Raw genomic sequence first — 22,548 nt, forward strand, 5'->3', positions numbered from 1 at the left:
GTCCCAGTCACGCGTTCGACCATACTTTGGGAGCGCTCCCACACCCCAGCACGTGCATTGTGCACCACCTTGCACCACCACCTTGCACCACCCCCCACCACTCCGTCGAAGGATCGAGCCGTGACCCAACGTCCTTCCCATCCCCCCCGAGGGCAGCTCCGCGGGCAGTCGCGCGGGCAGCTGCGCGCGCGCAGAGGTAAGCGCCTGCTCGGTGTCGCCCTGGGCGCCGGGCTGATAGCCGGGGCCATCACCCTGCCCAGTGCCGGTGCCGCCGACGGCCCCGAGTTGATCGTCAACGGCGACTTCGCCGACGGCACCACCGCCCCCTGGTGGTGGACCGGCAACACCGAGGGCGTGGTGGTGGACGGCCAGCTCTGCGCCGACATCCCCGGGGGCACCGTCAACCCCTGGGACGCCATCATCGGCCAGAACGACCTGCCGCTGACCGCGGGCGAGTCCTATGAGCTGACCTACACCGCCACCTCGACCGTGCCGATCACCAGCCGCACCGCCGTGCAGCAGGCCGAGGAGCCGTACGCCACCGAGCTGTCCGTGGTCGACACGATCACGGACGAGCCCGAGCCCATCTCGCATGTGTTCAACGTCGGCGCTGACAACGACGCCGCGCAGCTGGTGTTCCAGGTGGGCGGCAAGGCCGAGCCGTTCACCCTCTGCCTGGACGACATCTCGTTGACCGGTGGCGCCGAGCCCCCCGTCTACGTGCCGGACACCGGTTCCCCGGTGCGGGTCAACCAGGTCGGCTATCTGCCGGACGCGCCCAAGCAGGGCACGTTCGTCACCGAGTCCACGTCCGCGCTCCCGTGGACGGTGCACAACGCCGCGGGTGACGAGGTGGCCACCGGGACGACCACCCCGCTCGGGGTGGATCCGTCCTCGGACCAGAACGTGCACAGCTTCGACTTCAGCGAGGTCACGGCGGCGGGCGACGGCTACACGGTCACCATCGACGAGGAGACCAGCGAGCCGTTCGCCATCGGCGACGACCTCTACTCCTCGCTGCGGACCGACGCGCTGGCGTACTACTACCACAACCGCAGCGGCATCGAGATCGACGCGGATCTGGTGGGCGAGGAGTACGCGCGTCCCGCCGGTCATGTCAACGAGGGCCCCAACCAGGGCGACGACGGCGTGACCTGCTGGAAGAACGAGTGCGACTACACCCTGGACGCGGCCGGCGGCTGGTATGACGCGGGTGACCACGGCAAGTACGTGGTCAACGGCGGCATTTCGGTGGCGCAGCTGCTGTCGTCCTACGAGCGCACGTTGACCACCGAGGGCGCTGACGGCGCGCCGCTGGGCGATGGCGAGCTGGCCGTTCCCGAGCAGGGCAACGGGGTGCCGGACATCCTGGACGAGGCGCGTTGGCAGCTGGAGTTCCTGCTGTCGATGCGGGTGCCGGAGGGCGAGGAGCTGGCCGGTCTGGCGCACCACAAGCTGCACGACGCCGCGTGGACCGCGCTGCCGACCTGGCCGCATCTGGACGACCAGCCGCGTGAGCTGCATCCGCCGTCCACCGCAGCGACGTTGAACGTGGTGGCGGCGGCGGCGCAGGGTGCCCGGCTGTTCGCCGAGTACGACGCGGACTTCGCCGACGAGCTGCTGGCGGCGGCCGAGTCCTCCTACGCGGCGGCGCTGGCCCACCCGGACCTGCTGGCCGACCCGAACGACGGGATCGGCGGCGGTGCCTACAGCGACGCGAAGGTGACCGACGAGTTCTACTGGGCCGCGGCCGAGTTGTTCGTCACCACCGGCGAGGACAGCTACCTGGACGCGGTGTTGGGCTCGGAGCTGCACGGTGACACCGAGGCGGTGTTCCCGAGCGGCGGGTTCTCCTGGGCGGACACGGCGGCGCTCGGTGGTCTCTCGCTGGCCACGGTGCCGAACGAGCTGCCGGCGGAAGAGCTGTCGGCGATCCGTGCCTCGGTGGCCGAGGCCGCCGACGCGCTGGTGGCGATCGTGGACGCCGAGGCGTACGGGGTCCCGTTGACGATCGACAACTATGTCTGGGGTTCCAACTCCCAGGTGTTGAACAACATGGTGGTGTTGGCCACGGCGCACGACCTCACCGGTGACGACGTCTATCGGGACGCGGTGCTCAGCGGCCTGAACTACCTGCTGGGCAACAACCCGCTGAACCTGTCGTATGTGACCGGCTACGGCGAGCGTGACGTGCACAACCAGCACCACAGGTTCTGGGCGAACCAGCTGGACCCGAGCCTGCCGAACCCGGCCGCCGGCTCGGTGGCCGGTGGTCCCAACAGCGCGCTGCAGGACCCGGTGGCTGAGGACAAGCTCGAAGGTTGCGCGCCGGCGATGTGCTACATCGACGACATCGAGTCGTACGCGACGAACGAGATCACCATCAACTGGAACGCTCCGCTGGCCTGGATCGCCTCCTACACGGACGACCTGGGCGCGGGCGGCACGCGGTAACCGCACTGTCGAAACTGTCGAAGGATCGGCCGGTCGCCGCGAGACGGTCGGCTCGCCCGCCCCCGGTCGGGGTTCTCCTCGGAGTTCCCCGACCGGGGGCGGGGCCGTGTTGTCGGCGTTGTCGGCGTTGTCGGTGGGGCAGCCTAGGCTGGGGGCCATGCCCGTGTCGCGTTCCCGTAAGCCCAAGTCCGCCGGTCGCTCGTCGCGGGGCGGCCGGAAGCCGCGTTCCGGGCCGGCGCGTGGGTCCGGCGGGGGTGGCGGATCATCGCGAAGGGGCTCGTTCTCGGGAGGGGGCTCGGGAGGGGGCTCGGCGGCCGGTCGTTCGCGGCGGTTGTTGGTGGGCGTGGTGGCGGTGGCCGTGGTGCTGTTTCTGATCATGGGTGCCCTGGCGGGGCTGCTCGGCGGGGACGGCGGGAGCGATGCCGACGATGCCCGGGGGGAGGGTGATCCGGCGGCGATCGAGCCGTTGCCCGAGGGGCATCCGGCGTTGGCGCTGGCGCGTAGGGACGCGGATGACCCGTTGGCGTTGGGGGATCCGGACGCCCCGGTGGTGATGATCGAGTACTCGGACTTCCAGTGCGCGTTCTGCGCGATGCACGCTCGGGGAACGCGTGTCGAGTTGATCGACGAGTATGTCGAGCAGGGTCTGTTGCGCATCGAGTTCCGGAACTTCCCGATCAATGGCCCGGAGTCGGACGCGGCGGCGCGGGCGGCCTGGGCGGCGGGGCAGCAGGGGCGGTTCTGGGAGTTCTACGAGGTGGCGTTCGCGCAGGACACCCATATGGACAGCGGGAAGTACAGCGAGGAAGGGCTGCGCGAGCTGGCGGAGGAGGCCGGGGTGCCGGATGTGGAGGCGCTGATGGTGGCGATGGAGTCGGAGGAGGCGGGCGAGGCGGTGGGCCGGGACGCGGAGGAGGCGATGGATCTGGGGGTGGTCTCGCCGCCGTCGTTCCTGTTGAACGGGCATCCGCTGCGGGGCGCGCGGCCGGTCGAGGAGTTCCGGGACACCATCGACCAGCTGTTGGAGGCCGCGGACGAGTGACGGCCGACGCGTGATGGCCGACGCGTGACGGCCACGGGGCAGCCGCGCCGCCGAACACACCCGCCGAACACACCCCGTCGAACGCAACCCGTCGAACGTACCGCGTCGAAACGCGACGATCACGCTACGTCTGAATCCAGTAGCGAACGGTAGGCAAGCCTGACCGTTTCGATCAACTCGCATCAGCTTTGGGCGTTTGCCGCCAATGCCGGTCAGACGGCGGTGTTCGGGGGTCAGCCGGGTCTAGCGTCCTGCCTCATGGCCGAGCATCGAAAGCGCCGTTGGCGGCGCCCCACCTACCGAAAACCCTGGTCGTCCGGCGGCCGCCCCGCGATGCGGGTCGCCGCAACGCTCACCCTGGCCGGCGCCGCCACCGCCGGCGCGCTTGAGACGCCGGCCGTGGCCGATCCCGAGCCGACGCTGGCCGAGGTCGAGGACCAGGTCGACGCGCTGCACCGCGAGGCCGCCGAGGCGACCGAGGCGTTCAACGCGGCCACGGAGACGGCCGAGCGGGCCGAGGAGGATCTGGCGGATCTCGCCGACCGGGCGACCCGCCGCACCGAGGAGTTGAACGCGGCCCGCGATTCGCTGGGCGCGCACGCCAGCGCGAGCTACCGCGCGAGCGGGCTGCCGGCCGGCCTCGCCCTGGCCCTGGCGAGCGACCCCGACGAGTATCTGCGCCGCGCCGCCGTGCTGGACCGCGCCGGCGACCGGCAGGCGCGGGCGGTGTCGGACCTCGGCGCCAAGCTGCGCGGTATCGAGCAGCTGCGGGACGAGGCGGATCAGCGCACGGAGGAGCTGGCCGCGGCGCGTCTGGAGGCTGATCGCCAGCGGGAGACCGTCGAGGAACGGCTGGCCGAGGCCGAGGAGTTGCTGGCCACCCGCACCGCGGAGGAGCGCGAGCGGCTGCTGGCCGACGGCGCCGAGGACGGCGAGCGGAACCGCGCGGCGCGGGACGAGGCGCGTCCGGCGGCATCGGACGAGGCGACCAGCGCCAGGGGCGCGGCGGCGGTGGCCTTCGCCATGGCCCAGTTGGGCAAGCCGTACGGGTGGGGTTCGACGGGGCCGAACTCGTTCGACTGCTCGGGGCTCACCCAGTCGGCGTGGGCCTCGGCCGGGGTCTCCCTGCCGCGCACCAGCTACAGCCAGGCGACGGCGGGGGCCCGCGTCTCCCGTTCCCAACTCGCCCCCGGGGACCTGGTGTTCTACTACGCGGACAACAGCCATGTGGCGATGTACATCGGCGGTGGGCAGATCGTGCACGCCGCCCGATCGGGAACGCCGGTGCGGCTGGCGGATGTTGACTCGATGCCGTTCAACGGGGCGACCCGGCCCGCCTGATCCCCCGCCGGTAAGGCAGAATCCCTAGGCACCGCGCGTCGTTCCCGCGAGGGGGGCGCGCGGCCGCGAGAGTGCCGACCGGGACGTGGGGAAGAGGAAGCAACGTGGCCGACGACCCATTCCGCGACGCCGCGCAGGACGCGGACCGGCCGGACGAGGGGCCGGACGGCCCGGTCGACCACCCCGACGCGCCGGTCACCGACGCCCCCCATGGTCCGGCCCCCGAGGACCGGACGGCGGACGGCCCGGTGCTTCCGCCGCCGCCAGCGCACGGCCCCGACTGCGCCTGCGGCGGCTGCCCCGCCTCGGCGCGGGCCGCGCTGCGGCGGGCCGAGGAGTCCTTCCGGACGCTCCGCGACCGGCTGGCCGCCGGCGAGGGCATACCGCCGGCGTTGGCGCACTCCCCCGAGGCGTCCGGGCAGTGGATCTCGGACGAGTTGACCGAGGCCGCCGGCGAGGTGGACGAACGGGCGCGCGCCGTGGGCAGGTTCCGGCTGCTGGGGATGGCCGACCGGGCGGTGCTGCTGCTCTGGGTCGCGGTCGGTGCGCTGCTGCTGGGCCAGGTGCTGACGGCGGTGCTGGGCGACTCCGGGTGGACGTTGGCCCGCACCACCGGGCTGTTGGCCGCCGGCGGCCTCGCCGGCGTGGTGACGCTGGCGAGCCGGGCGCACCGGGAACGCGGCGGCCCGTTGGCGCCCCTGGTCGGTGAGGACAACCGGCTCTCCACCTCCCGTGCGGTGGCGGCCGGTTGGCTGCTGCTGGCCGGGTACACCGTGCTGGTGCTGGCGCTCAGCCTGGCCGGCACCGGTCGGGGCCCGGAGCGGGACGCCCTGTTGGACGGTCTCGATGTGACGCGCGGCGGCGGGCTGTTGACGGCGGTGGCGGTCAGCTGTGCGGTGACGGTCTGGGTGCGGCACACGGTGGCGACCCGGGTGCGCGGCTTCCGGATGCAGAAGGTGCGGGCCACCGGGCCGCGCGCGGCCGATCTGCTGACGGACGACGACGGCGTCGGGAGCTTTCCCGATGTCCAGTATGTGGTGGTGAACGCGGCGGCGCTGGTCCTGGTGGGGGTGCGGCTGGCCCGGCAGCCCGACGAATGGCCCGATCTGCCCTGGGGGTTGGCGCTGTTGGTGCTGGTGTCGGCGCTGACCTATCTGGCGGCCAAGTACACCGAGGGCGGCCGGCCGGTGATCCAGTCCGTGGTGCGGGTGCGGGAGCCCGGCACGCTGGTGGCGCCGATCCGGCACGGCGACGAGTTGGAGATCCGGGGCACCGGTTTTGTCCCGCCGGGTGCGCGGGGCGCGCAGCGGTTGGCCGAGACGGTGGTGCGGATCGGCGGGATGACGGTGCCCGTTCCGCTGGTGCCGACGGTCGACGGGTTCGGCAGCCCGGGGGACACCCGGCTGGTGGTGCGGGTGCCGGCCGAGGTGGACCCGGGCCGGGTGGATATTCAGGTGATCACGGCCGCCGGCACGGAGTCTGGCCGCTATCGCGTCACGGTGGCAGACTGACCGTCCTTGCAAGCCGTGACGAAAGGGCGTTGGCCCATGTCGGTGACGGACCGGTTCGGCGGTCGTGGCCCGGTGCCAGGAGGGGCCGGTGACACGCTGGCGCGGTGGGCGATGCTGCCGCTCCGTCTCTTCCTCGGATTCACCTTTCTCTACGCGGGGGTCGACAAGTATGTCGACGGTGGCCCGTTCAGTTCGGTGATGAACACGGACACCATGGAGGGGATGATGCTGGCGTCCAGGGACGACGCGGCCGTGCCCTGGCTGGTGGACCGGGCGTTGGACGCGCCGGACCTGGTGGGCAACGGCGTCGCGGTGGCCGAGATCGTGGTGGGTGTCGCCGTGTTGGTGGGGCTGCGCACCCGATGGGCGGCGGCGGTGGGCGCGTTGCTGGCGCTGTCGTTCTGGCTGACGGTCTCCTGGTCGACGGATCCCTACTACTTCGGCGCCGATCTGCCGCTGCTGTTCGGCTTCGGCACGCTGGTTCTGGCCGGTGGCGGCCCCTACGCGGTGGACGGGCTGCTGCGCGACCGGCCGTGGTTCCTGCCCAACCGGAGCCGGAAGCTGTTCGGTTGAGCCGGGGGCGCTCCCCGTCGGGGCTACGGCGCTGCGTCGCGGTCGGCGGTGCCGCCGCCGGCGGCCCTCCGTTTCGCGTGGACGGCCTTGCGGATGGTCATGTTGGCCACCGCGACCAGGCCGGCCAGCACCAGCGCGGCCGGCAGCATCGTGAAGCGGAGCACCACCGGAAGGTCGACCTGCCCGACCGCCTGGAGGATGTAGAGCGTGGAGATCGGGAGCAGGCACAGGCCCAGCACCAGCCTGGCCGGTTCGAAGCGGTGCCGGCGCATCGTCCGCCGGGGTCCGTGCCCCGGCAGTCCGTGGCCCGGCAGTCCGTGACCCAGGTGTCCCAGGTGCCCCAGGTGTCCGTTTTTCATCGGGTCGGCTCCTCCTCGGCGCGTTCCACCACGAGATGGCCGATGCCCATCTCAAGACGCAACTCGATCTGGGGATCGTCGGGTTGGTCGGCCGGCGACAGGTACCGCAGGGTGCGGTCCTCGCCGAGGCCGCCCCAGGAGTCGCGGTCGGTGTCGCCGGCTCCCCGTACCTGGTAGGTGAAGGCGCCGGCGCCCATCTCCACCTCGACGGCGACATCGGCGTCATAGGGGACGACCACGGTGACCTGGCCGGCGCCGGCCTCCACGGCGGTGACGAGGGGTTCGTCCGGCTCGATGTCGAGGGCGGTCAGGTCCAGGGTGGCCATGCCGCTGCCCAGCGCGTAGTTGTCGAGCACCGCGCCGGCGTGCGCCGGGCGCCATTCGCGGTCCTCCCAGCTGGTGGTGATGTTGTCCGGCAGCAGCGAGGCGCCGGCCAGCAGCACGCCGGTGAGCAGCACCGAGGTGATGGTGCCGACGCCGATCCGGCCGGCGAAGGCGCTGACCACCAGCCCGACGGCGAACACCGCGAGCGCCGAGGAGAGCCCGATGACCAGGGCGGCGCCCAGGGGTTGGCTGGTCCAGGACGCGCTGACGCCGATGCCGAAGGCGAAGACCGCCAGCAGGAAGACCAGGCCGCCGAGCCGGAACTCCCGTGGCGCGGTGGGCGGTACGGGTGACCGTCCGGGGCCCGGCGGGACCGGTGGCACGGCGCCACCGCCACGCGGGGCAGAAGAGCCGGGGGGCACGTAGGAGCCAGGAGGCGCGTCGGCCGGTCCCCAGAGATAGCCGGTGCCGGCGGCCGGGCCGCGCCACCAGGACGGGCCGGCGGGCGCCGGGGGCGCCTGCGCCTCGGGGGGTGCTTCCGCCACGGCGTGCGCCGCCGTCGGATGCGCCGGCGCGCCCTCGGCGCCCGCCAGGTCGGCGCCGCGCCGGTAACGGGACCAGTAGGCGGCGCCGGCCAGCGCGGCGAACACCTGCAGGGAGAACCAGGTGCGGAACCCGCCGCTGCCCAGGGAGGCCAGCAGCAGACCGCAGCCGGCCACGTTGAACAACAGGGCGGTGAGCCCCGGGCCCTCGACCCGTCCGGAGAGCAGCCGGCGGCCCTCGTTCTCCTCCTCGCCCTCGAACGGCACCAGCAGCCAGGCGATGCCGTAGACGACCAGGCCGAGGCCGCCGATCACCGAGAGCACCACCAGCGGCACCCGGAAGATCACCGGGTCCAGCTGGTAGTAGCGGCCGAACCCGCCGCACACGCCGCCGATCATCTTGTGCTTGCGGCTTCGGCGCAGCTGCTGTTCGGCGTGCGCCGCCGGGGTGCCCGTCGGAGGGGACGCCGTCCGTGTGGCGGCGCCGCCCGACGCTCTGTGCTCGTCGGTCATGGCTCCCATGGTGGCGGCAGGGGGGCGGTGCGCGATATCCGGGGCGGCCCCCGAACGTTCCCTGATCCCCGACCGGGTTCCCTGATCCCGGCTTGGGGGGCACCCCTGATGTACCCGGGCGGCCGGTCGTGTGACGATTCTGGGCATGACGATGGCCACGCCCTACGGCGGCGCCGTGGACGAGCCACCGGTGCGCAAGCTCTACCGCAGCGCGGACGGACGCTGGTTGGGTGGCGTCGCGCAGGGGTTGGCCGGGCACCTCGGTGTCCCGGTCTCCTGGGTGCGGGTGATCCTGCTGGTGCTGTTCTCGTCCAACGGGCTCGGCGTGCTGTTGTACGGCATCTTCTGGTTCGTGGTGCCGCTGGGCGCGCCACAGACGACGCCGGTCGCCCCGGCCCGCCGCGAGTTCCGGCTGCGGCGTCCCGACAAGCAGTCGCTGATCGCCGTCCTGGTGCTGGCGGTCGCGATGTTCGCGCTGGTCACCAGCGTGCAGTATCCGATCTCCGGCACCTACCTCTGGCCGATGATGATCATCGGGGTGGGGGCCGCTGTCGTCTGGCGGCAGGTCGACAACTCCCGCCGCGCCGCCTGGGCGGCGGCCACCAGGGGCAGTCGTTGGCTGCCGCTGCTGCGGGCCGCCGCCGGCGCGGTGCTGGTCGGCACGGGCATCGCGACCTTTGTGCTGGGGCAGAACGCGGCGGCCACGGAGAGCCTGGGCGTCGCGCTGCAGGCCGCGGTCGCCGTGCTGGTGGGGATCGCGCTGCTGGCCGGCCCCTATCTGGTGCGGATCGTGCAGGACCTCTCCGAGGAGCGCACCATGCGCATCCGCGCCCAGGAGCGGGCGGAGGTCGCGGCGCATGTCCATGACTCGGTGCTGCACACGTTGACGTTGATCCAGCGCAACGCGGAGAACGGCCGCGAGGTGGCCAGGCTGGCGCGGGCGCAGGAACGGGAGCTGCGTGCCTGGCTGTACAAGTCGGCGGAGAGCGGCGGCCCGACCGTGGAGGAGGACGAGCAGCCGAAGACGTTCGCCGAGGCGGTGCGGGCCACGGCGGCCGAGGTCGAGGACCACCACGGGGTGCAGATCGAGGTGGTGTGCGTGGGTGACTGCCCGTTGGACGAGCCGTTGGGCGCGACCCTTCAGGCGGCGCGCGAGGCCATGGTGAACGCGGCCAAGTACGGTGGGGAGGGTGGGCCCATCCGGGTGTTCGGCGAGGTGGAGGGCCGCACCGTCTTCGTGTCGGTGCGGGACCGAGGCCCCGGCTTCGATCCGGAGACGGTGCCCGCCGACCGCATGGGCGTGCGGGAGTCCATCGTGGGACGGATGCGACGCAACGGCGGCGGCGCCCGCGTCCGGTCCACACCAGGCGAGGGCACAGAGGTGGAGCTGACCATGGAGCGTTCCGAATGAATCCGACCGGCGGTGCGACGACCGAGCCTACGGCTGAGGCGCGTAGGGCCAGGGTGGTCCTGGTGGACGACCACCGGATGTTCCGGGCCGGGGTGCAGGCCGAGATCGGCCGCACCGAGGAGACCGGTGTCGAGGTGGTCGGCGAGGCCGGCGATGTCGACCAGGCGGTGAGTGTGATCAAGGCGGCCCGGCCGGATGTGGTGCTGCTCGATGTGCACCTGCCGGGCGGCGGCGGGGTCGAAGTGCTGCGGCGCAGCACCGAGTTGATGTCGGCGGTGCAGGATCCGGTGCGCTTTCTGGCGCTCTCCGTCTCCGACGCCGCCGAGGACGTCATCGGCGTGATCCGGGGCGGCGCGCGGGGCTATGTCACCAAGACGATCACGGGCACCGATCTGGTGGACGCGATCTTCCGGGTGGCGGACGGCGACGCGGTCTTCTCCCCCCGGCTGGCCGGTTTCGTGCTGGACGCGTTCGCCTCGTCCGAGGCGCCGCCGGTCGACGAGGACATGGACCGGCTCACCCAGCGCGAACGCGAGGTGCTGCGGCTGATCGCGCGTGGCTACGCGTACAAGGAGGTCGGCAAGGAGCTGTTCATCTCGGTGAAGACGGTGGAGAGCCATGTCTCGGCCGTGCTCCGTAAGCTGCAGCTCTCCAACCGGCACGAGCTGACCCGCTGGGCCACGGCCCGCCGGCTGGTGTGACGCGTCGCTGCCGGTCGTTTCGGGTCCGGTGGCCAAGACTGGGTCGGTGTTCGGCTTTCTGGTGCTCGCCGCCGCGCTGACGACCGCGGGACGTGAGGCGTGGCGGCACCCCTCCTTCCGCGGTGCCACCCTGTCCCTGGTGTTCGTGCTGGCCACCGGCACGGCCTTCTACACCCTGCACGAGCGCTGGTCGGTGCTGGAGGCGCTGTACTTCTCGGTGACCACGGGCCTCACGATCGGCTATGGCGACCTGGCGCCGAGCACCACGCTCTCCCGGGTGTTCACGATGCTGTACGCGGTCAGCGCGATCAGCCTCTTCGCGATGTTCGGCGGCCTGCTGACCAAGATCGGTCTCGCCCACTACCGCCGCCACCACCCACCGCCCTCATGACCCCCTCGCTACCGGGTCACTCCCATTCGATGGTGCCCGGCGGCTTGCTGGTGATGTCGAGGGTGACGCGGTTGACGTCCGGAACCTCGTTGGTGATGCGGGTGGAGATCCGGGCCAGCAGTTCGTAGGGGAGGCGGGACCAGTCGGCGGTCATGGCGTCCTCGGAGCTGACCGGGCGCAGCACGATCGGGTGCCCGTAGGTGCGGCCGTCGCCCTGGACGCCGACGCTGCGGACGTCGGCGAGGAGGACCACGGGGCACTGCCAGATCTCGCGGTCGACACCGGCGGCGGTCAGCTCCTCGCGGGCGATGGCGTCGGCCTCCCGCAGCAGGTCGAGCCGGTCCCCGGTGATCTCGCCGACGATGCGGATGCCCAGCCCGGGGCCGGGGAACGGCTGCCGTTGGACGATCTCCTCCGGCAGGCCCAGCTCCTGGCCGACCATGCGGACCTCGTCCTTGAACAACTGCCGCAGCGGCTCGATCAGTTCGAATTCGATATCGTCCGGCAGGCCGCCCACGTTGTGGTGCGACTTGATGTTGGCGGTGCCGGTGCCGCCGCCGGACTCGACGACGTCCGGGTAGAGCGTGCCCTGGACGAGGAACGCGACGTCCTCGCCCGCCGCGCCGGCCTCGGCGACCAGCTCGGCCTGGGCCTGCTCGAAGACCCGGATGAACTCGCGGCCGATGATCTTCCGCTTCTCCTCGGGATCGGAGACGCCGGCCAGCGCGTCGAGGAAGCGGTCGGCGGCGTCGACCACCTTGAGTTGGACGCCGGTCGCGGCCACGAAGTCCTTCTCGACCTGTTCGGTCTCGCCCTTGCGCATCAGCCCGTGGTCGACGTAGACGCAGGTCAGCTGGGAGCCGATGGCCCGGTTGACGAGGGCGGCGGCCACCGCGGAGTCGACGCCGCCGGAGAGCCCGCAGATGGCGCGCTTGCTGCCGACGCGGGCGCGGATCGCGGCGACCTGCTCGTCGACGATGCTGCCGGTGGTCCAGGACGGGCTGATGCCGGCGCCCCGGTAGAGGAAGTGTTCGAGGACCTGCTGGCCGTGGGTGGAGTGCATCACCTCGGGGTGGTGCTGCACTCCGTAGAGGCGGCGTTCGTCGTTCTCGAAGGCGGCGACCGGGACGGTGTCCGTGGCGGCCGTCACCTGGAAGCCGGCGGGCGCGGCCGAGCAGGCGTCGCCGTGCGACATCCACACCTGCTGCTGGTCGGGGGTGCCCTCGAAGAGGGTGGATCCGGAGCGGGTGACCGTCAGATCGGTGCGCCCGTACTCGCGGGCGCCGGTGTTGTCGACGGTGCCGCCGAGCGCCTGGGCCATCAGCTGGAAGCCGTAGCACATGCCGAAGACCGGCACCCCGGCGTCGAAGAGCGCCGGGTCGATGCCGGGCGCCTCGTCCGCGTAGACGGAGGCGGGGCCGCCGGAGAGGATGATGGCGCTCGGCCGCCTGGCCAGCATCTCGTCCACCGGGGTGGTGGACGGCACGATCTCGCTGTAGACCCGGGCCTCGCGGACCCGGCGGGCGATGAGCTGGGCGTACTGCGCGCCGAAATCGACGACCAGAACGGTGTCCTGGGGTGCCACGTCTGCCACGAGCTGCCTTTCGTGCCTGGTGAAACGCGTGCCTGCCGGCGGCGCCGAACGTGCGGGGGGTGTGTGCCGTCGAGTCTACCGGGGGCCGCCGGGGGGTCTCGCCGTCCGCCCGGTCGCCCCGGTAGACTCGGCGGCATGTTGCGGCAGCGCTGTTTCTTTACCTATGGCACCGGTCCGGCCGGTGGCCATGGGGAGTGTCGCGCGCGGCACTGAACACGACTCCCCGACGCCCCGGGCCCGGATCATCCGGCCCGGGGCGTCGTCGTGTCCGGGGCGGATGGCCGTTCGCCCGGGTCCCCAGGGACCGTCTCCGAGGATCAGAGCACCCCGAAGAGCCGAGAACCCGCAGACCCGACGCACGGAAGCGCCGAAGCGCCGAAGCCCCGAAGGAGAAACCATGACCACCGAGCTGACGACGAAGCCGACCACCGAGCCGACGACTGAGCCGACGAGGACGGATGCCCGGCCCGCCGAGGTGACCGAGGTCACCGGGCCGGCCGGTGGCGAACCGGAGACCGTGATCGCCCGGGCCAGGGCGGAGATCGACGCGTTGGACGCGGAGATCGTCCGGCTGGTGCGACAGCGGGTGACGGTCTCGGAACGGGTGCAGGCCACCCGGCTGGCCAACGGCGGCCGGCGGATCAGCCTGGCCAGGGAGAACGAGGTGCTGCGCCGCTGGCGCGAGGAGTTGGGCCAGCCGGGCACCGCCCTGGCGATGACACTGCTCGAACTGGGCCGCGGCCGGGTCTGAGTTCCCGGCCGTCGCGGGCCCGCCCGGCGCCGGCCGAACCCGGGGACGAGCCGTCACCCGTACGGAGCGTGACCGGCCGGATGGGGCTTCGTTGAAAGTGTTGTCCCCGGGGCGATGAGGCGTGGCGGACCTCGCGGTGTGGCGAGGTCCGCGCGCCGTGGGACCTCGCTCCGGTGCGGTGACCGGGCAGCAGGGGACAGCAGGCCGGTCACGCCCCACGGCCGGTTCTCGGGACGCCGAGGACCGGCCGCCCCAGCCTCACAGATGTTGGCCGACCATGGCACACCCCCCTCCATGGGCCCGGCCAACGGCAGCGGCGCCTACCCCCCGGGTGCCGCGCGCAGCACCGGCGCCGCCCTGTCGCCGTGCTGACCCGAGGGCCCCGGCCGACGGCCGGGGCCCTCGGCCGCTCCTTCGCCCCGTGTCCGTTTCGTAACCGGTAAGCGAACAACCTTTTACGCATGTTGGCGGTCTAAGGGGGCGCACGAACCTTTTGGATGCCGTGCCACCATGACCGGAGAGGCTCGTTCCCATTCCCCCGAGGAGCGGGCCTCTTCGCCACTGCGGCGCCGCCCGGGCAGCACCGCCGGCGCCCACCGGTCAACTCCCCTGCCGCGCCGGCCCTTCCGTCTCGTCGCGCTTGGCGTCGGCGGCTGCCCCGCCTCGGGGCGGCAGGGGCGGGACGGGAAGCACCACCTGCGGGCGCCAGGCGCCGAACGCCGACTCGGGGACGGCGGGGCGTGCCGGCGGGATCGGGGGCAGGGACCGGTAGGGGGCGTCGGGGGCCGGACGTCGGTCGGGTTCCCCCTTGTTGGGCCAGAGCGCGAAGGCCCGCTCCGCCTGGGCCGTGATGGTCAGCGCGGGGTTGACGCCGAGGTTGGCGGAGACCGCCGAGCCGTCCACCACCGAGATTCCCGGGTGGCCGTGCAGCCGGTGGTAGGGGTCGACCACGCCGCGTTCCGGGGTTTCGCCGATCGGGCAACCGCCGAGGAAGTGCGCGGTCAGCGGGGTGCCGATCAGCTCCCCGACGTTGGTGCCGGCGAACCCGCCGATCTCTTCGGCGAGTTGGCGGGCCGCCTCGGCGCCGGCCGGGATGAAGTCCGGGTTGGGCGCGCCATGGCCCTGCCGCGCGGTGAGCAGCCCCCGGCCGGGGCGGCGGGTCCTGCGGTAGGTGGTCAGCGAGTTGTCGTGGCTCTGCATCACCAGCCCGATGACGGTCCGTTCCGACCAGCGGCGCTTGGAGAGCGAGCGCAGGAACACCCAGGGGTGGCGGGCCGAGTCGAGCGCGTAGGACAGCGCCCTGGGCAGCCGGCCGCCGCGCGGGAACTGCTTGATGGAGAGGAACCCCATGGCGTTGGAGCCCCTGCCGTAACGCACCGGTTCGACATGGGTGTGCGGGTCGGGGTGGATCGACGAGGTGATGGCCACTCCCCTGGTGAAGTCCAGGGTGGCGTCCTCGCCCTGCCGGGCCCGGTAGCGGCGCGGCAGGGTGCTGGCGCCCACCAGCGCCTCGGAGTTGGTGCGGGTCAGGGTGCCGAGCCGGTCGGAGAGGCGGGGCAGCGCGCCGCTGTCGCGCATCCGGTGCAGCAGCGTCTGGGTGCCGTAGGTGCCGGCGGCGACCACCACCTGCCCCACCCGCAGCGTGGTGCGGCGGGCCCGCCGGCGGCGGGCCGAGGCGTCGGTGGGGACGGTGGTCACCAGATGGCCACGTCCCCCGGGGTGTTCGGCGATCCGGACGACGGTGGTCAGCGGGCGGATCTCGGCGCCGGCGCGGCGCGCGAGGTGCAGGTAGTTCTCGTTGAGGGTGTTCTTGGCGCCGTGTCGGCAGCCGGTCATGCACTCGCCGCATTCGTGGCAGGCGGTCCTGCGTGGCCCGGCGCCGCCGAAGTAGGGGTCGGCCACCTCCTCGCCAGGGCGCGCGCGGGTCCGCCCGTCGGCGTCCTCGGCGTCGCCGAAGAAGACCCCGACGGGGGCCAGGTGGAAGGTGTCGGCGACGCCCATGCGTTCGGCCGCGGCCCGCAGATGGCGGTCGGCGGCGGTGACGGTGGGGTTGACGCGGACCCCGAGCATCCGGCTGGCCTGCTCGTAGTAGGGCGTCAACTCGCGCCGCCAGTCGGTGATATGGCCCCACTGGCGGTCCTGGAAGAACGCGTCGGGCGGCACATAGAGGGTGTTGGCGTAGTTCAGCGAACCGCCGCCGACGCCAGCTCCGGCCAGGATCATCACGTTCCGCAGCAGATGGATCCGTTGGATGCCGTAGAGACCGATCCTGGGGGCCCAGAGGTAGTCCCGCAACCGCCAGGAGTCGCGCGGGAGTTGGGCCCGTTCGAACTGGCGGCCCGCCTCCAGGACCACAACGCGGTAGCCCTTCTCGCTCAGCCGCAGCGCGGCAACGGCCCCGCCGAACCCCGAGCCGACGACCGCCACGTCGTAGTCGTCCCGCTCGTGTTCCGGCCCGTCGGGCGCGGTCATCGGAGCCTCAGGGTCTTCATGGCCTTGAGGGAGACGTTCAGCAGGCTCGCATAGCGGCGGTCGTCCAGCGGGCCCGTGGGGCCGAGCGGCAGCAGCCGCTGCTGGGCCACCGTCTGGGCCTCGGTGTACTTGAGCAGCCCCTCGGAGCCGTGTCGGCGGCCGAGGCCCGAATCCCGCATGCCGCCCATCGGGGCGCCCGCGCTGCCGTAGGTGGCGGCATAGGCCTCGTTGATGTTGACCGTGCCGCACCGGAGTCGGGCGGCCAGTTGACGGGCCCGGCGTCCGTCGCGGGACCAGACGCTGGCGTTGAGGCCGTACCGGGTGTCGTTGGCCAGCGCCACCGCCTCCTCCTCGGTCCCGAACCGGAAGACGCTGACCACCGGGCCGAACGTCTCCTCGTGGTACACCCGCATCGACGGGCGGACCCCGTCCAGCACGGTCGGCTCGTGGAAGTAGGGGCCCAGCTCCGGGCGCGGCCGGCCGCCGGTGAGCACGGTGGCTCCCTGCTCCCTGGCGTCCTCGATGTGCTGGGTGACGGTGGCCAGTTGGGCGGCGGAGATGAGCGAGCCCAGGTCGATGCCGTAGTCGAGATCGGCGCCGATCCGCAGCGCCTCGGTGCGCGCCACCAGACGGCTGACGAAGGCGTCGGCGACGGACTCGTGGACCAGCAACCGCTCGGCGGATATGCAGAGTTGGCCGGTGGAGGAGAAGCAGGCGCGCATCGCGCCCTCGGCGGCGCGGTCCAGGTTGGCGTCGCGCAGCACCAGCAGGGCGTTCTTGCCGCCCAACTCCAGGCTGCTGCCGACGAGTCGGCCGGCGGCGCGGCGCGCCACCTCGCGCCCGGTGCGGGTGGAGCCGGTGAACGTCACATAGTCCGCGTGTTCCACGAGCAGCGGGCCGACCACCGGCCCCTCGCCGAGCACCACCGTCCACACGTCCTCGGGGAGCCCGACCTCGATCATCAGGCGACGCGCCCAGAGCGCGGTCAGCGCGGTCTCGGTGTCGGGCTTCATCACCACGGCGTTGCCGGCGATCAGCGCCGGCAGCACATCGCCGGCGGCCAGCTCCAGGGGGTAGTTCCAGGGCGCGATATGGCCCACCACGCCGTGCGGGCGGCGGTGTTGCCTGACCTGGGTCAGGATCGGCATGGCGCCCAGATGCCGGCGGGGCCGCAGATAGCCGGGCGCGGCGCGGCCGTAGTGGCGGGCCGCCATGGCGACGGCCTGCAGCTCCTCGTGCGCGGAGAACCGGTTCTTCCCTGTCTCCAGCTGGATGATGTCGAGGATCTGCGACTGGCGGCGCAGCAGCAGGTCGTGGAAGCGCAAGGCGATCCGGGCCCGCCGCTCGACGGGCGTGGCGGCCCAGGCGGGTTGGGCGGCGCGGGCCCTGGCGAACGCTTCGCCGACCTCGTCGGGGGTGGCCCGGGGCAGCTCGGCGAGCTGCTCGCCGGTGAACGGGGTGTGGCAGGCGGTCCGTTCGCTTCCCACGACGCCCCGGGTCAGGGACTCGACCAGCTCCTTGGTGACCTTACGGGCGGCCACCCCTCCCATGGCTGACTGTGCGGTCGTCATAGGCGGAGAGTACGGCGTGTCGCCCGCCGCGCCTACCCAGGGGTAATGATTTTTCCGCCAGTGAACGCTGGCAGTGTGCCGGGGGCGGGTCAGACCGCGTCCGGGTCGATCACCAGCTCGTCGACGATCCGCTGGAAGAGACGTTCCGCCCCGTCCAGCACCGCGCCCTCGGCCTCCAGCGTGGTGAGTTGGAGCTGCCAGACCGCACCCGTGTCCGGCACACCGAAGAGCAGCGAGGCGCGCCGCACCGGCTGGCCGTCCGTGCCGTGGGTGAGGACCCGCAACTCCACGGCCTCGCCGCCGGCTTGGAAGTCGGTCGGGACCAGGTCGTGCTCGACGCTCACATAGTTGTCGTCGCCCTCGTAGCCGACGATCTGGGCCCGGGCGAGATCGTCGGCGCTCCGGCCGATATAGGGGAGGTACCAGAGGTCGACGGAGTGGTAGGCGTCGGGGGAGCGGTAGCTGACGATGAGGTCGGTGTCCTCGCGGGCGTCTCGGGTGTAGCCGGCGGGCAGCGCCAGCTCCATGCCCAGCGCGGGCTCCGTCCGCCGGGTCCACTCCTCCGGGTTGTCACCCTGCCCGCCGTCGCCGTCGTCCGTGCTCCCGCCGTTTCCGCCGTTCTCCCCCGAGGCGTCGTCGGACGGGTCGGCGGAGGTGTCCTCGTCGGCTTCCTCGGAGGTGTCCGGGGTGGTCCCGTCCTCGCCCGGCGTCGACTCCGCGCCCCGTTCCTCCGTCTGCTCCCCGTCCCCCGATGCCTCGGGGCCCTCCGCGGCCTCGGCGCCCTCGGCGGTACCGGCGTCCTCCTCCGTCTGGCTGCCGGCGATGGCCTGGGCGATGCTGCCCCCGGCGCCGGGGCCCCCGGCGGTCGACGCCAGCAGCGTCAGCGTCCCGAGCGCCACGGCCGCGCCGGCGCCGAGCAGCCAGCGGCGCAGCCGCCATGCCGACCGGCGCTGCCGGGGCGAGTCGCCCGTCGCGATACCGGCCTCGACGCCGGCCTCGCGCAGCAGCACCCGGCGGATCTCGTCGGGCCCGGGGCGCGCGCCGGGGCGCTTGCTGAGCAGCCGCATCACCAGATCGCCCAACGCGTCGTCGGCGTGCGCCGGTGGGCGGGGCGTGGCCGCGATCACGGCCTGGAGGGTGGCGGCGAAATGGTCCCTGCGGAACGGCGAGGCGCCCTCGATCGCCATATAGAGCAGCACGCCGAGCGACCACAGATCGGCGGCCGGGCCCGGGCGTTCGCCCAACGCCAGCTCGGGCGCGACAAACTCCGGGGAGCCGACGAAGGCCCCCGTGTCGGTGAGCGGCTGCTCGCCCTCGACCTGGGCGATACCGAAGTCGGTCAGCACCACCCGCCCGTACTCCCCCAACAGCACGTTGGCCGGCTTGACATCGCGGTGCAGCACGCCGGCCGCGTGTGCGGCGGTGAGCGCGTCCAGCACGGCGAGGCCGACGCGGGCGGCCTCACCCCGTTCGAGCGGGCCCGAGGCGAGCCGGCCGGCGAGCGAATCGCCGCGCACCAACTCCATCACCAGCCAGGGGCGCCCGTCCTCGATCACCAGATCGTGCAGGGTGATCACGGCCGGGTGCCCGATCCGGCCGGCGGCGGTCGCCTCCCGGCGCATCCGGGCGAGCGCGCGCTCCCGGCGCGCCGGCTCGATGGACTCGGGCAGCCGGGGCTCCTTGACGGCGACCTCGCGGCCCATGACCTCGTCCCTGGCCCGCCAGACGGTGCCCATGCCGCCCTGGCCCAGGCGCTCGACCAGCAGATAACGGCCGCCGAGGCGTCTGCCCCTGGCGTCCGCCAGCGCATAGTGCGGGATGGCACCCGCGCCTTCGTTCACGCGCCCCCGCTCGCTGATCCACGACGGTCGAAGAGACAAGCCCTAGCCGGCCGGGCGATAGCGGTCCGCCGTGACGTCGTAGATGTCGGCAAGCCGCTCCTCCAGATCGGCCGGGCCCAGCACCTGGAACACATGGTAGTCCGTGCCGATCAACAGCACCCGGTTGAACGCGATCAGCTCCTGGTCCCCCCGGAACCAGGTGAAGATCCCCTCGGCCATCTGCACATCGCCCAGCCTGGTGTCGACCAACCCCCGCTGTCCACCGAATCCGTAGTCCCGGAACTCCGCCAACTCGGGCTGGTGGACGAGCTGGTACTCCCGTGGGGTGAAACCGGTGTCCTCGACGCTCTCCCGGCCCGGCACCACCAGGAGCTGGCTGTCGCCGTCCGAATAGACGATCTGCCCCAGCTCGTTGGGGGCCTGGCGCTGCCAGCCCGCCGGCACGACCAGCGCGAAACCGGCCTCGTCCGTGAGCAGTTCGTAGCCGTCGGGCAGCGCCCCCGGATCCCGGTCCTGCTCGGTGGGGGACGGCTGGGTGGCGTCCTCGCCGGGCTCCGCCGCCTCGTCCTCGCCCTCCGCGCCGCCGGCCGGATCCCCGTCCTCAGGAGCCGGCGAGGCGTCCGTGCCGCCGTGCGGGGCGGCGGCGTCCGAACCGGTGCCCTCGCTTGTCGCGCTGTCGCCTTCCTCGTCCCCCGGCGCGGTCGCCAGCACATAGGCGATCGCGCCGACCAGCCCGAGCAGCACCAACCCCAGCAGCAGCCGGCCCAGCCGGCGGGGCGGGCGCTCCCCGCGCGGGCGCCGGCGCGGGCCGACCACCTCACCACGGCGGCGCAGGATCGGCAGCCGCCTGGGGTCGGCCGGGCGGCCCGGCTCCAGCGCCGGCGGCGGCACCGTGGCCGTGCGGCGGCCGACATCGGGCTCGGGCGCCCCGCGCAGCAACGACCGCAGCCAGCCGCGCAACGCCTCGGCGCTGGGCCGCTCCGTGGGGTCCTGCCGCAGCAGGGACTCGACGATGGGGCGGAGCGCGCCGCAGTCCTCGGCGAACGCGGGCTGCTCGGCGCAGACCGCCTGCACCAACTCGGCGGCGCTGTCCTCCGGATAGGCCGGATGCCCCTGCACGGCGCGGAACAACAGGGCGCCCAACGCCCAGAAGTCGGCCGCCGGGCCGACCGGTGGGGCCAGCCGCCAGTGCTCGTAGACGGGGCCCGCCTGCTCCGGCGCCCAGCGCTCCGTGACGGCGCCCACCGTCTGAATGCGCGCCTGCCGCGCGCGCTCGGCACCCAACGCGCTGTCCGGGCCCCGGTAACGGGACACCTCGGCGGCGGCCGACCAGGCCGGTTGGGCGGCCTCCTGCCACTGCGGCTCGGGCGCCGGCGACGGGGGGCCGGGGCGGTCGTCCGTGGGGAGGAGGGCGCCCTCCGGGGCGGGCACGGCGTTCTCGGTGGGTACGGGGCTCTCGGCGGGTACGGGGCTCTCGGCGGGTACGGCGCTCCGGGTGGGGGCGGCCTCGATGGCCAGGGGCTCGTCCCGGTCGTCGACGGGCGGCGTGGGCCTGGCCGGCTCCGTCAGCTCCCAACCGGTGCGCACGGGCGGGCTGGGGCGGCGGGCGCCGGGCAGATCGGTGGGGCTGACGCCCGGGGGGCGCGCGGACATGTTGGCGCGCCGTGCCGCTCCCGCGCGGGCGCCGGCGCGGTAGGCCGCGATGGCGCCGCTGCGCGCGGCGCGCTCGGCCCGCTCGACGCGCTCCGCCCGATCGGCCGGCGGGCCCGCCGTCGGCGGCTCGGGAGGACGGCCGCCCTGCGGCCGACCGCCGGCGCCGCCCTCGAAATCCCAACTGGACGGCAGCTGATCCCGGCCCTGCTCGGGCCGGGGCGCCGGAACGCCGGACCGGCCGGCGGGCGCGGCGGGCGGAACGCCGGCGGGACCGTCGTCCCACCGTTGGTAACCCTCGGGCAACTCACCGCCCGTCGGCGGGTGTTCGGGCTCGAAGCCGGGCGGCAGACCGGCCTGCTCGCGGCCCCGCGCTGCCGGCGCGTCGTCCCTGCCGGGCGGCGCGTCGTCCCTGGTGAAGCCGGCCGGCCACTGGGGCTGCCGCTGGGCATCGCCCCAGTACCCGGCGCCGGCGGGCGTGCCGGGCGGCGTGCCCTGCTGGACCCCCGGCGGCGGATAGGCGGCGCCATAGCCGGTGGAGATGGCGGGGCCGTGCCCCTCGTCGCCGGGCCGCGGCTCCACCGGGCCCTCGTCCGGAACGTCCCACGGCCGGGCCACGACGGGCCCGGCCGACGCCTCGGCATCGGCCGGCTCGGCCTCCCGCTCCCAGCCGGTGGACGGCTGGGCCTCCCACGACGGCCCGCCGATCTCCGCCGGAGCCGGAGCCGGCTCAGGCGTCGGCGGCGGCTCGGGGGCGCGCGGCGTCGGATGGGCGGCGAAGGTGTCCGGGATATCGGACGCGGGCAACGGGTCGTAGCCGCAGAGGACTTCCTCGGCGGCGCCGGCCGCCAGGCCGGTCAGCACGGCCCGCCCGTCGTCGCAGATCATGACCGTGCGGGCGGTGACATTGCGATGCGTCCAGCCGTGCGCGTGCACGATGCGCAGCGCGGCCAGCAGATCGGCGGCCACCTCGGCCGCGCGATAGGGGCCCAGGCTCTCCTCCGCCAGCAGCGCGGCCAGCGGCCGGGCCGGCACTAACTCGCTGACGATCCAGAGCCCGTCGCCCTGCACAAAGACGTCGAAGACCTGATCGAGCCTCGGATGGTCGGGCAGCCCCGCCGCGGCCGTCGCCGCCTCGACGGCCCGCCGCACCACCGGATCGTCCGGCGTTCTGGTGGCCCGCTCGCTCGCGCCACGGCCGGCGCCGAACGAACCACCGCGCCGCCCGTCACCGTCGACCAGCTCGGCGTCCACCACCTCGGGCAACGGCACCTGCCGCACCAGGACTTCCTGACCGCTGGCGGTGTCGAACGCCCGTGACTCGACGAACTCGAACTCGTCCGATGGGGTTTGCGGCAGCCGATAGCGATCGGCCAGCAGCCGCCCCGCGTACTTCTCCACAATGCCTCCCCACCACGTGCCCGCCCGCCGAACGCTTCCCCACGATACGGGGATCGGCGCCCTCGCGGCTACGGTCCGTCAACTGGCGCTTCTTCTCCGTCCCCGC

Annotated in this window: 16 protein-coding genes; 9 read left to right on the forward strand and 7 right to left on the reverse strand. The window is 73.3% G+C overall.

Annotated elements, in window-relative coordinates; translation table 11 throughout:
• Nucleotides 1-204 precede the first annotated feature (204 nt).
• From AOM46_RS07820 to AOM46_RS07840, 5 genes are all read left to right on the forward strand, one after another.
• Nucleotides 205-2,454 carry a glycoside hydrolase family 9 protein gene (locus AOM46_RS07820; RefSeq protein WP_107080038.1) on the forward strand — a complete coding sequence of 750 codons (2,250 nt, stop codon included), beginning with the start codon at nt 205-207 and terminating at the stop codon, nt 2,452-2,454.
• Nucleotides 2,455-2,800: 346 nt separating this feature from the next.
• On the forward strand, nt 2,801-3,496 hold the full coding sequence (locus AOM46_RS07825) for a thioredoxin domain-containing protein (protein WP_234313674.1): 696 nt from the start codon (nt 2,801-2,803) through the stop codon (nt 3,494-3,496).
• A gap of 258 nt (nt 3,497-3,754) precedes the next feature.
• Entirely contained in the window at nt 3,755-4,837 is a 1,083-nt protein-coding gene (locus tag AOM46_RS07830) for a C40 family peptidase (protein WP_062207358.1), read from the forward strand.
• A gap of 104 nt (nt 4,838-4,941) precedes the next feature.
• The gene (locus tag AOM46_RS07835) at nt 4,942-6,348 is read left to right on the forward strand and encodes a hypothetical protein (RefSeq protein ID WP_370592658.1); all 1,407 of its coding nucleotides are present in this window, start codon (nt 4,942-4,944) and stop codon (nt 6,346-6,348) included.
• A 36-nt stretch (nt 6,349-6,384) separates the two neighbouring features.
• Nucleotides 6,385-6,921, forward strand: a complete 537-nt coding sequence (locus tag AOM46_RS07840) for a DUF417 family protein (RefSeq protein WP_062207361.1) — start codon at nt 6,385-6,387, stop codon at nt 6,919-6,921.
• Between the two features lie 23 nt (nt 6,922-6,944).
• Here the strand turns inward: AOM46_RS07840 and AOM46_RS07845 are convergent, their stop codons facing one another.
• Nucleotides 6,945-7,280 carry a hypothetical protein gene (locus AOM46_RS07845; protein ID WP_158920297.1) on the reverse strand — a complete coding sequence of 112 codons (336 nt, stop codon included), beginning with the start codon at nt 7,278-7,280 and terminating at the stop codon, nt 6,945-6,947.
• Nucleotides 7,277-8,659: a PspC domain-containing protein gene (locus AOM46_RS35810; RefSeq protein WP_062207365.1), complete on the reverse strand. Its 1,383-nt coding sequence runs from the start codon at nt 8,657-8,659 to the stop codon at nt 7,277-7,279. The genes AOM46_RS07845 and AOM46_RS35810 overlap by 4 nt, the downstream gene beginning before the upstream one ends.
• A gap of 145 nt (nt 8,660-8,804) precedes the next feature.
• Between AOM46_RS35810 and AOM46_RS07855 the strand changes: the two genes are divergently transcribed.
• From AOM46_RS07855 to AOM46_RS07865, 3 genes are read left to right on the forward strand one after another with little or no spacing between them, the layout of a single operon-like run.
• A complete protein-coding gene (locus tag AOM46_RS07855; RefSeq protein WP_062207367.1) occupies nt 8,805-10,070 on the forward strand; it encodes an ATP-binding protein in 1,266 nt (421 codons plus the stop codon).
• Entirely contained in the window at nt 10,067-10,771 is a 705-nt protein-coding gene (locus tag AOM46_RS07860) for a response regulator transcription factor (RefSeq protein WP_062207369.1), read from the forward strand. Before AOM46_RS07855 ends, AOM46_RS07860 begins: the two co-directional genes overlap by 4 nt.
• 28 nt (nt 10,772-10,799) lie before the next feature.
• Nucleotides 10,800-11,162 (forward strand): potassium channel family protein, encoded by a 363-nt coding sequence (locus AOM46_RS07865; protein ID WP_158920299.1) that lies wholly within the window; start codon nt 10,800-10,802, stop codon nt 11,160-11,162.
• Between the two features lie 16 nt (nt 11,163-11,178).
• On the opposite strand, the gene guaA is transcribed toward AOM46_RS07865, so the two are convergent.
• A complete protein-coding gene (guaA, locus tag AOM46_RS07870) occupies nt 11,179-12,756 on the reverse strand; it encodes a glutamine-hydrolyzing GMP synthase (RefSeq protein ID WP_062207373.1) in 1,578 nt (525 codons plus the stop codon).
• A 397-nt stretch (nt 12,757-13,153) separates the two neighbouring features.
• Here guaA and AOM46_RS07875 point away from each other — a divergent pair, with 397 nt between their 5' ends.
• A complete protein-coding gene (locus tag AOM46_RS07875) occupies nt 13,154-13,507 on the forward strand; it encodes a chorismate mutase (RefSeq protein WP_078856598.1) in 354 nt (117 codons plus the stop codon).
• Nucleotides 13,508-14,107: 600 nt separating this feature from the next.
• On the opposite strand, the gene AOM46_RS07880 is transcribed toward AOM46_RS07875, so the two are convergent.
• The 4 genes from AOM46_RS07880 to AOM46_RS07895 all read right to left on the reverse strand — a co-directional run bounded on the left by AOM46_RS07880 (nt 14,108) and on the right by AOM46_RS07895 (nt 22,442).
• Nucleotides 14,108-15,979, reverse strand: a complete 1,872-nt coding sequence (locus AOM46_RS07880) for an FAD-dependent oxidoreductase (protein WP_062207375.1) — start codon at nt 15,977-15,979, stop codon at nt 14,108-14,110.
• On the reverse strand, nt 15,976-17,550 hold the full coding sequence (locus tag AOM46_RS07885) for a succinic semialdehyde dehydrogenase (protein WP_062207377.1): 1,575 nt from the start codon (nt 17,548-17,550) through the stop codon (nt 15,976-15,978). Before AOM46_RS07885 ends, AOM46_RS07880 begins: the two co-directional genes overlap by 4 nt.
• Before the next feature lie 89 nt (nt 17,551-17,639).
• Nucleotides 17,640-19,391 carry a serine/threonine-protein kinase gene (locus tag AOM46_RS35190; RefSeq protein ID WP_062207379.1) on the reverse strand — a complete coding sequence of 584 codons (1,752 nt, stop codon included), beginning with the start codon at nt 19,389-19,391 and terminating at the stop codon, nt 17,640-17,642.
• Nucleotides 19,392-19,433: 42 nt separating this feature from the next.
• Complete coding sequence (locus tag AOM46_RS07895) at nt 19,434-22,442, reverse strand: hypothetical protein (RefSeq protein WP_062207382.1); 3,009 nt, start codon at nt 22,440-22,442, stop codon at nt 19,434-19,436.
• Nucleotides 22,443-22,548 lie beyond the last annotated feature (106 nt).

The organism is Streptomyces sp. NBRC 109706, from assembly GCF_000974485.1.
Lineage (GTDB): Bacteria > Actinomycetota > Actinomycetes > Streptomycetales > Streptomycetaceae > Streptomyces.

What these genes read in the sequence shown, in the direction of transcription:
- AOM46_RS07830 (WP_062207358.1), top strand. Translation starts at nt 3,755, where the DNA reads ATGGCCGAGCATCGAAAGCGCCGTTGGCGGCGCCCCACCTACCGAAAA.
- AOM46_RS07840 (WP_062207361.1), top strand. Translation starts at nt 6,385, where the DNA reads ATGTCGGTGACGGACCGGTTCGGCGGTCGTGGCCCGGTGCCAGGAGGG.
- AOM46_RS07845 (WP_158920297.1), bottom strand. Translation starts at nt 7,280, where the DNA reads ATGAAAAACGGACACCTGGGGCACCTGGGACACCTGGGTCACGGACTG.
- AOM46_RS35810 (WP_062207365.1), bottom strand. Translation starts at nt 8,659, where the DNA reads ATGACCGACGAGCACAGAGCGTCGGGCGGCGCCGCCACACGGACGGCG.
- AOM46_RS07855 (WP_062207367.1), top strand. Translation starts at nt 8,805, where the DNA reads ATGACGATGGCCACGCCCTACGGCGGCGCCGTGGACGAGCCACCGGTG.
- AOM46_RS07860 (WP_062207369.1), top strand. Translation starts at nt 10,067, where the DNA reads ATGAATCCGACCGGCGGTGCGACGACCGAGCCTACGGCTGAGGCGCGT.
- AOM46_RS07875 (WP_078856598.1), top strand. Translation starts at nt 13,154, where the DNA reads ATGACCACCGAGCTGACGACGAAGCCGACCACCGAGCCGACGACTGAG.
- AOM46_RS07880 (WP_062207375.1), bottom strand. Translation starts at nt 15,979, where the DNA reads ATGACCGCGCCCGACGGGCCGGAACACGAGCGGGACGACTACGACGTG.
- AOM46_RS07885 (WP_062207377.1), bottom strand. Translation starts at nt 17,550, where the DNA reads ATGACGACCGCACAGTCAGCCATGGGAGGGGTGGCCGCCCGTAAGGTC.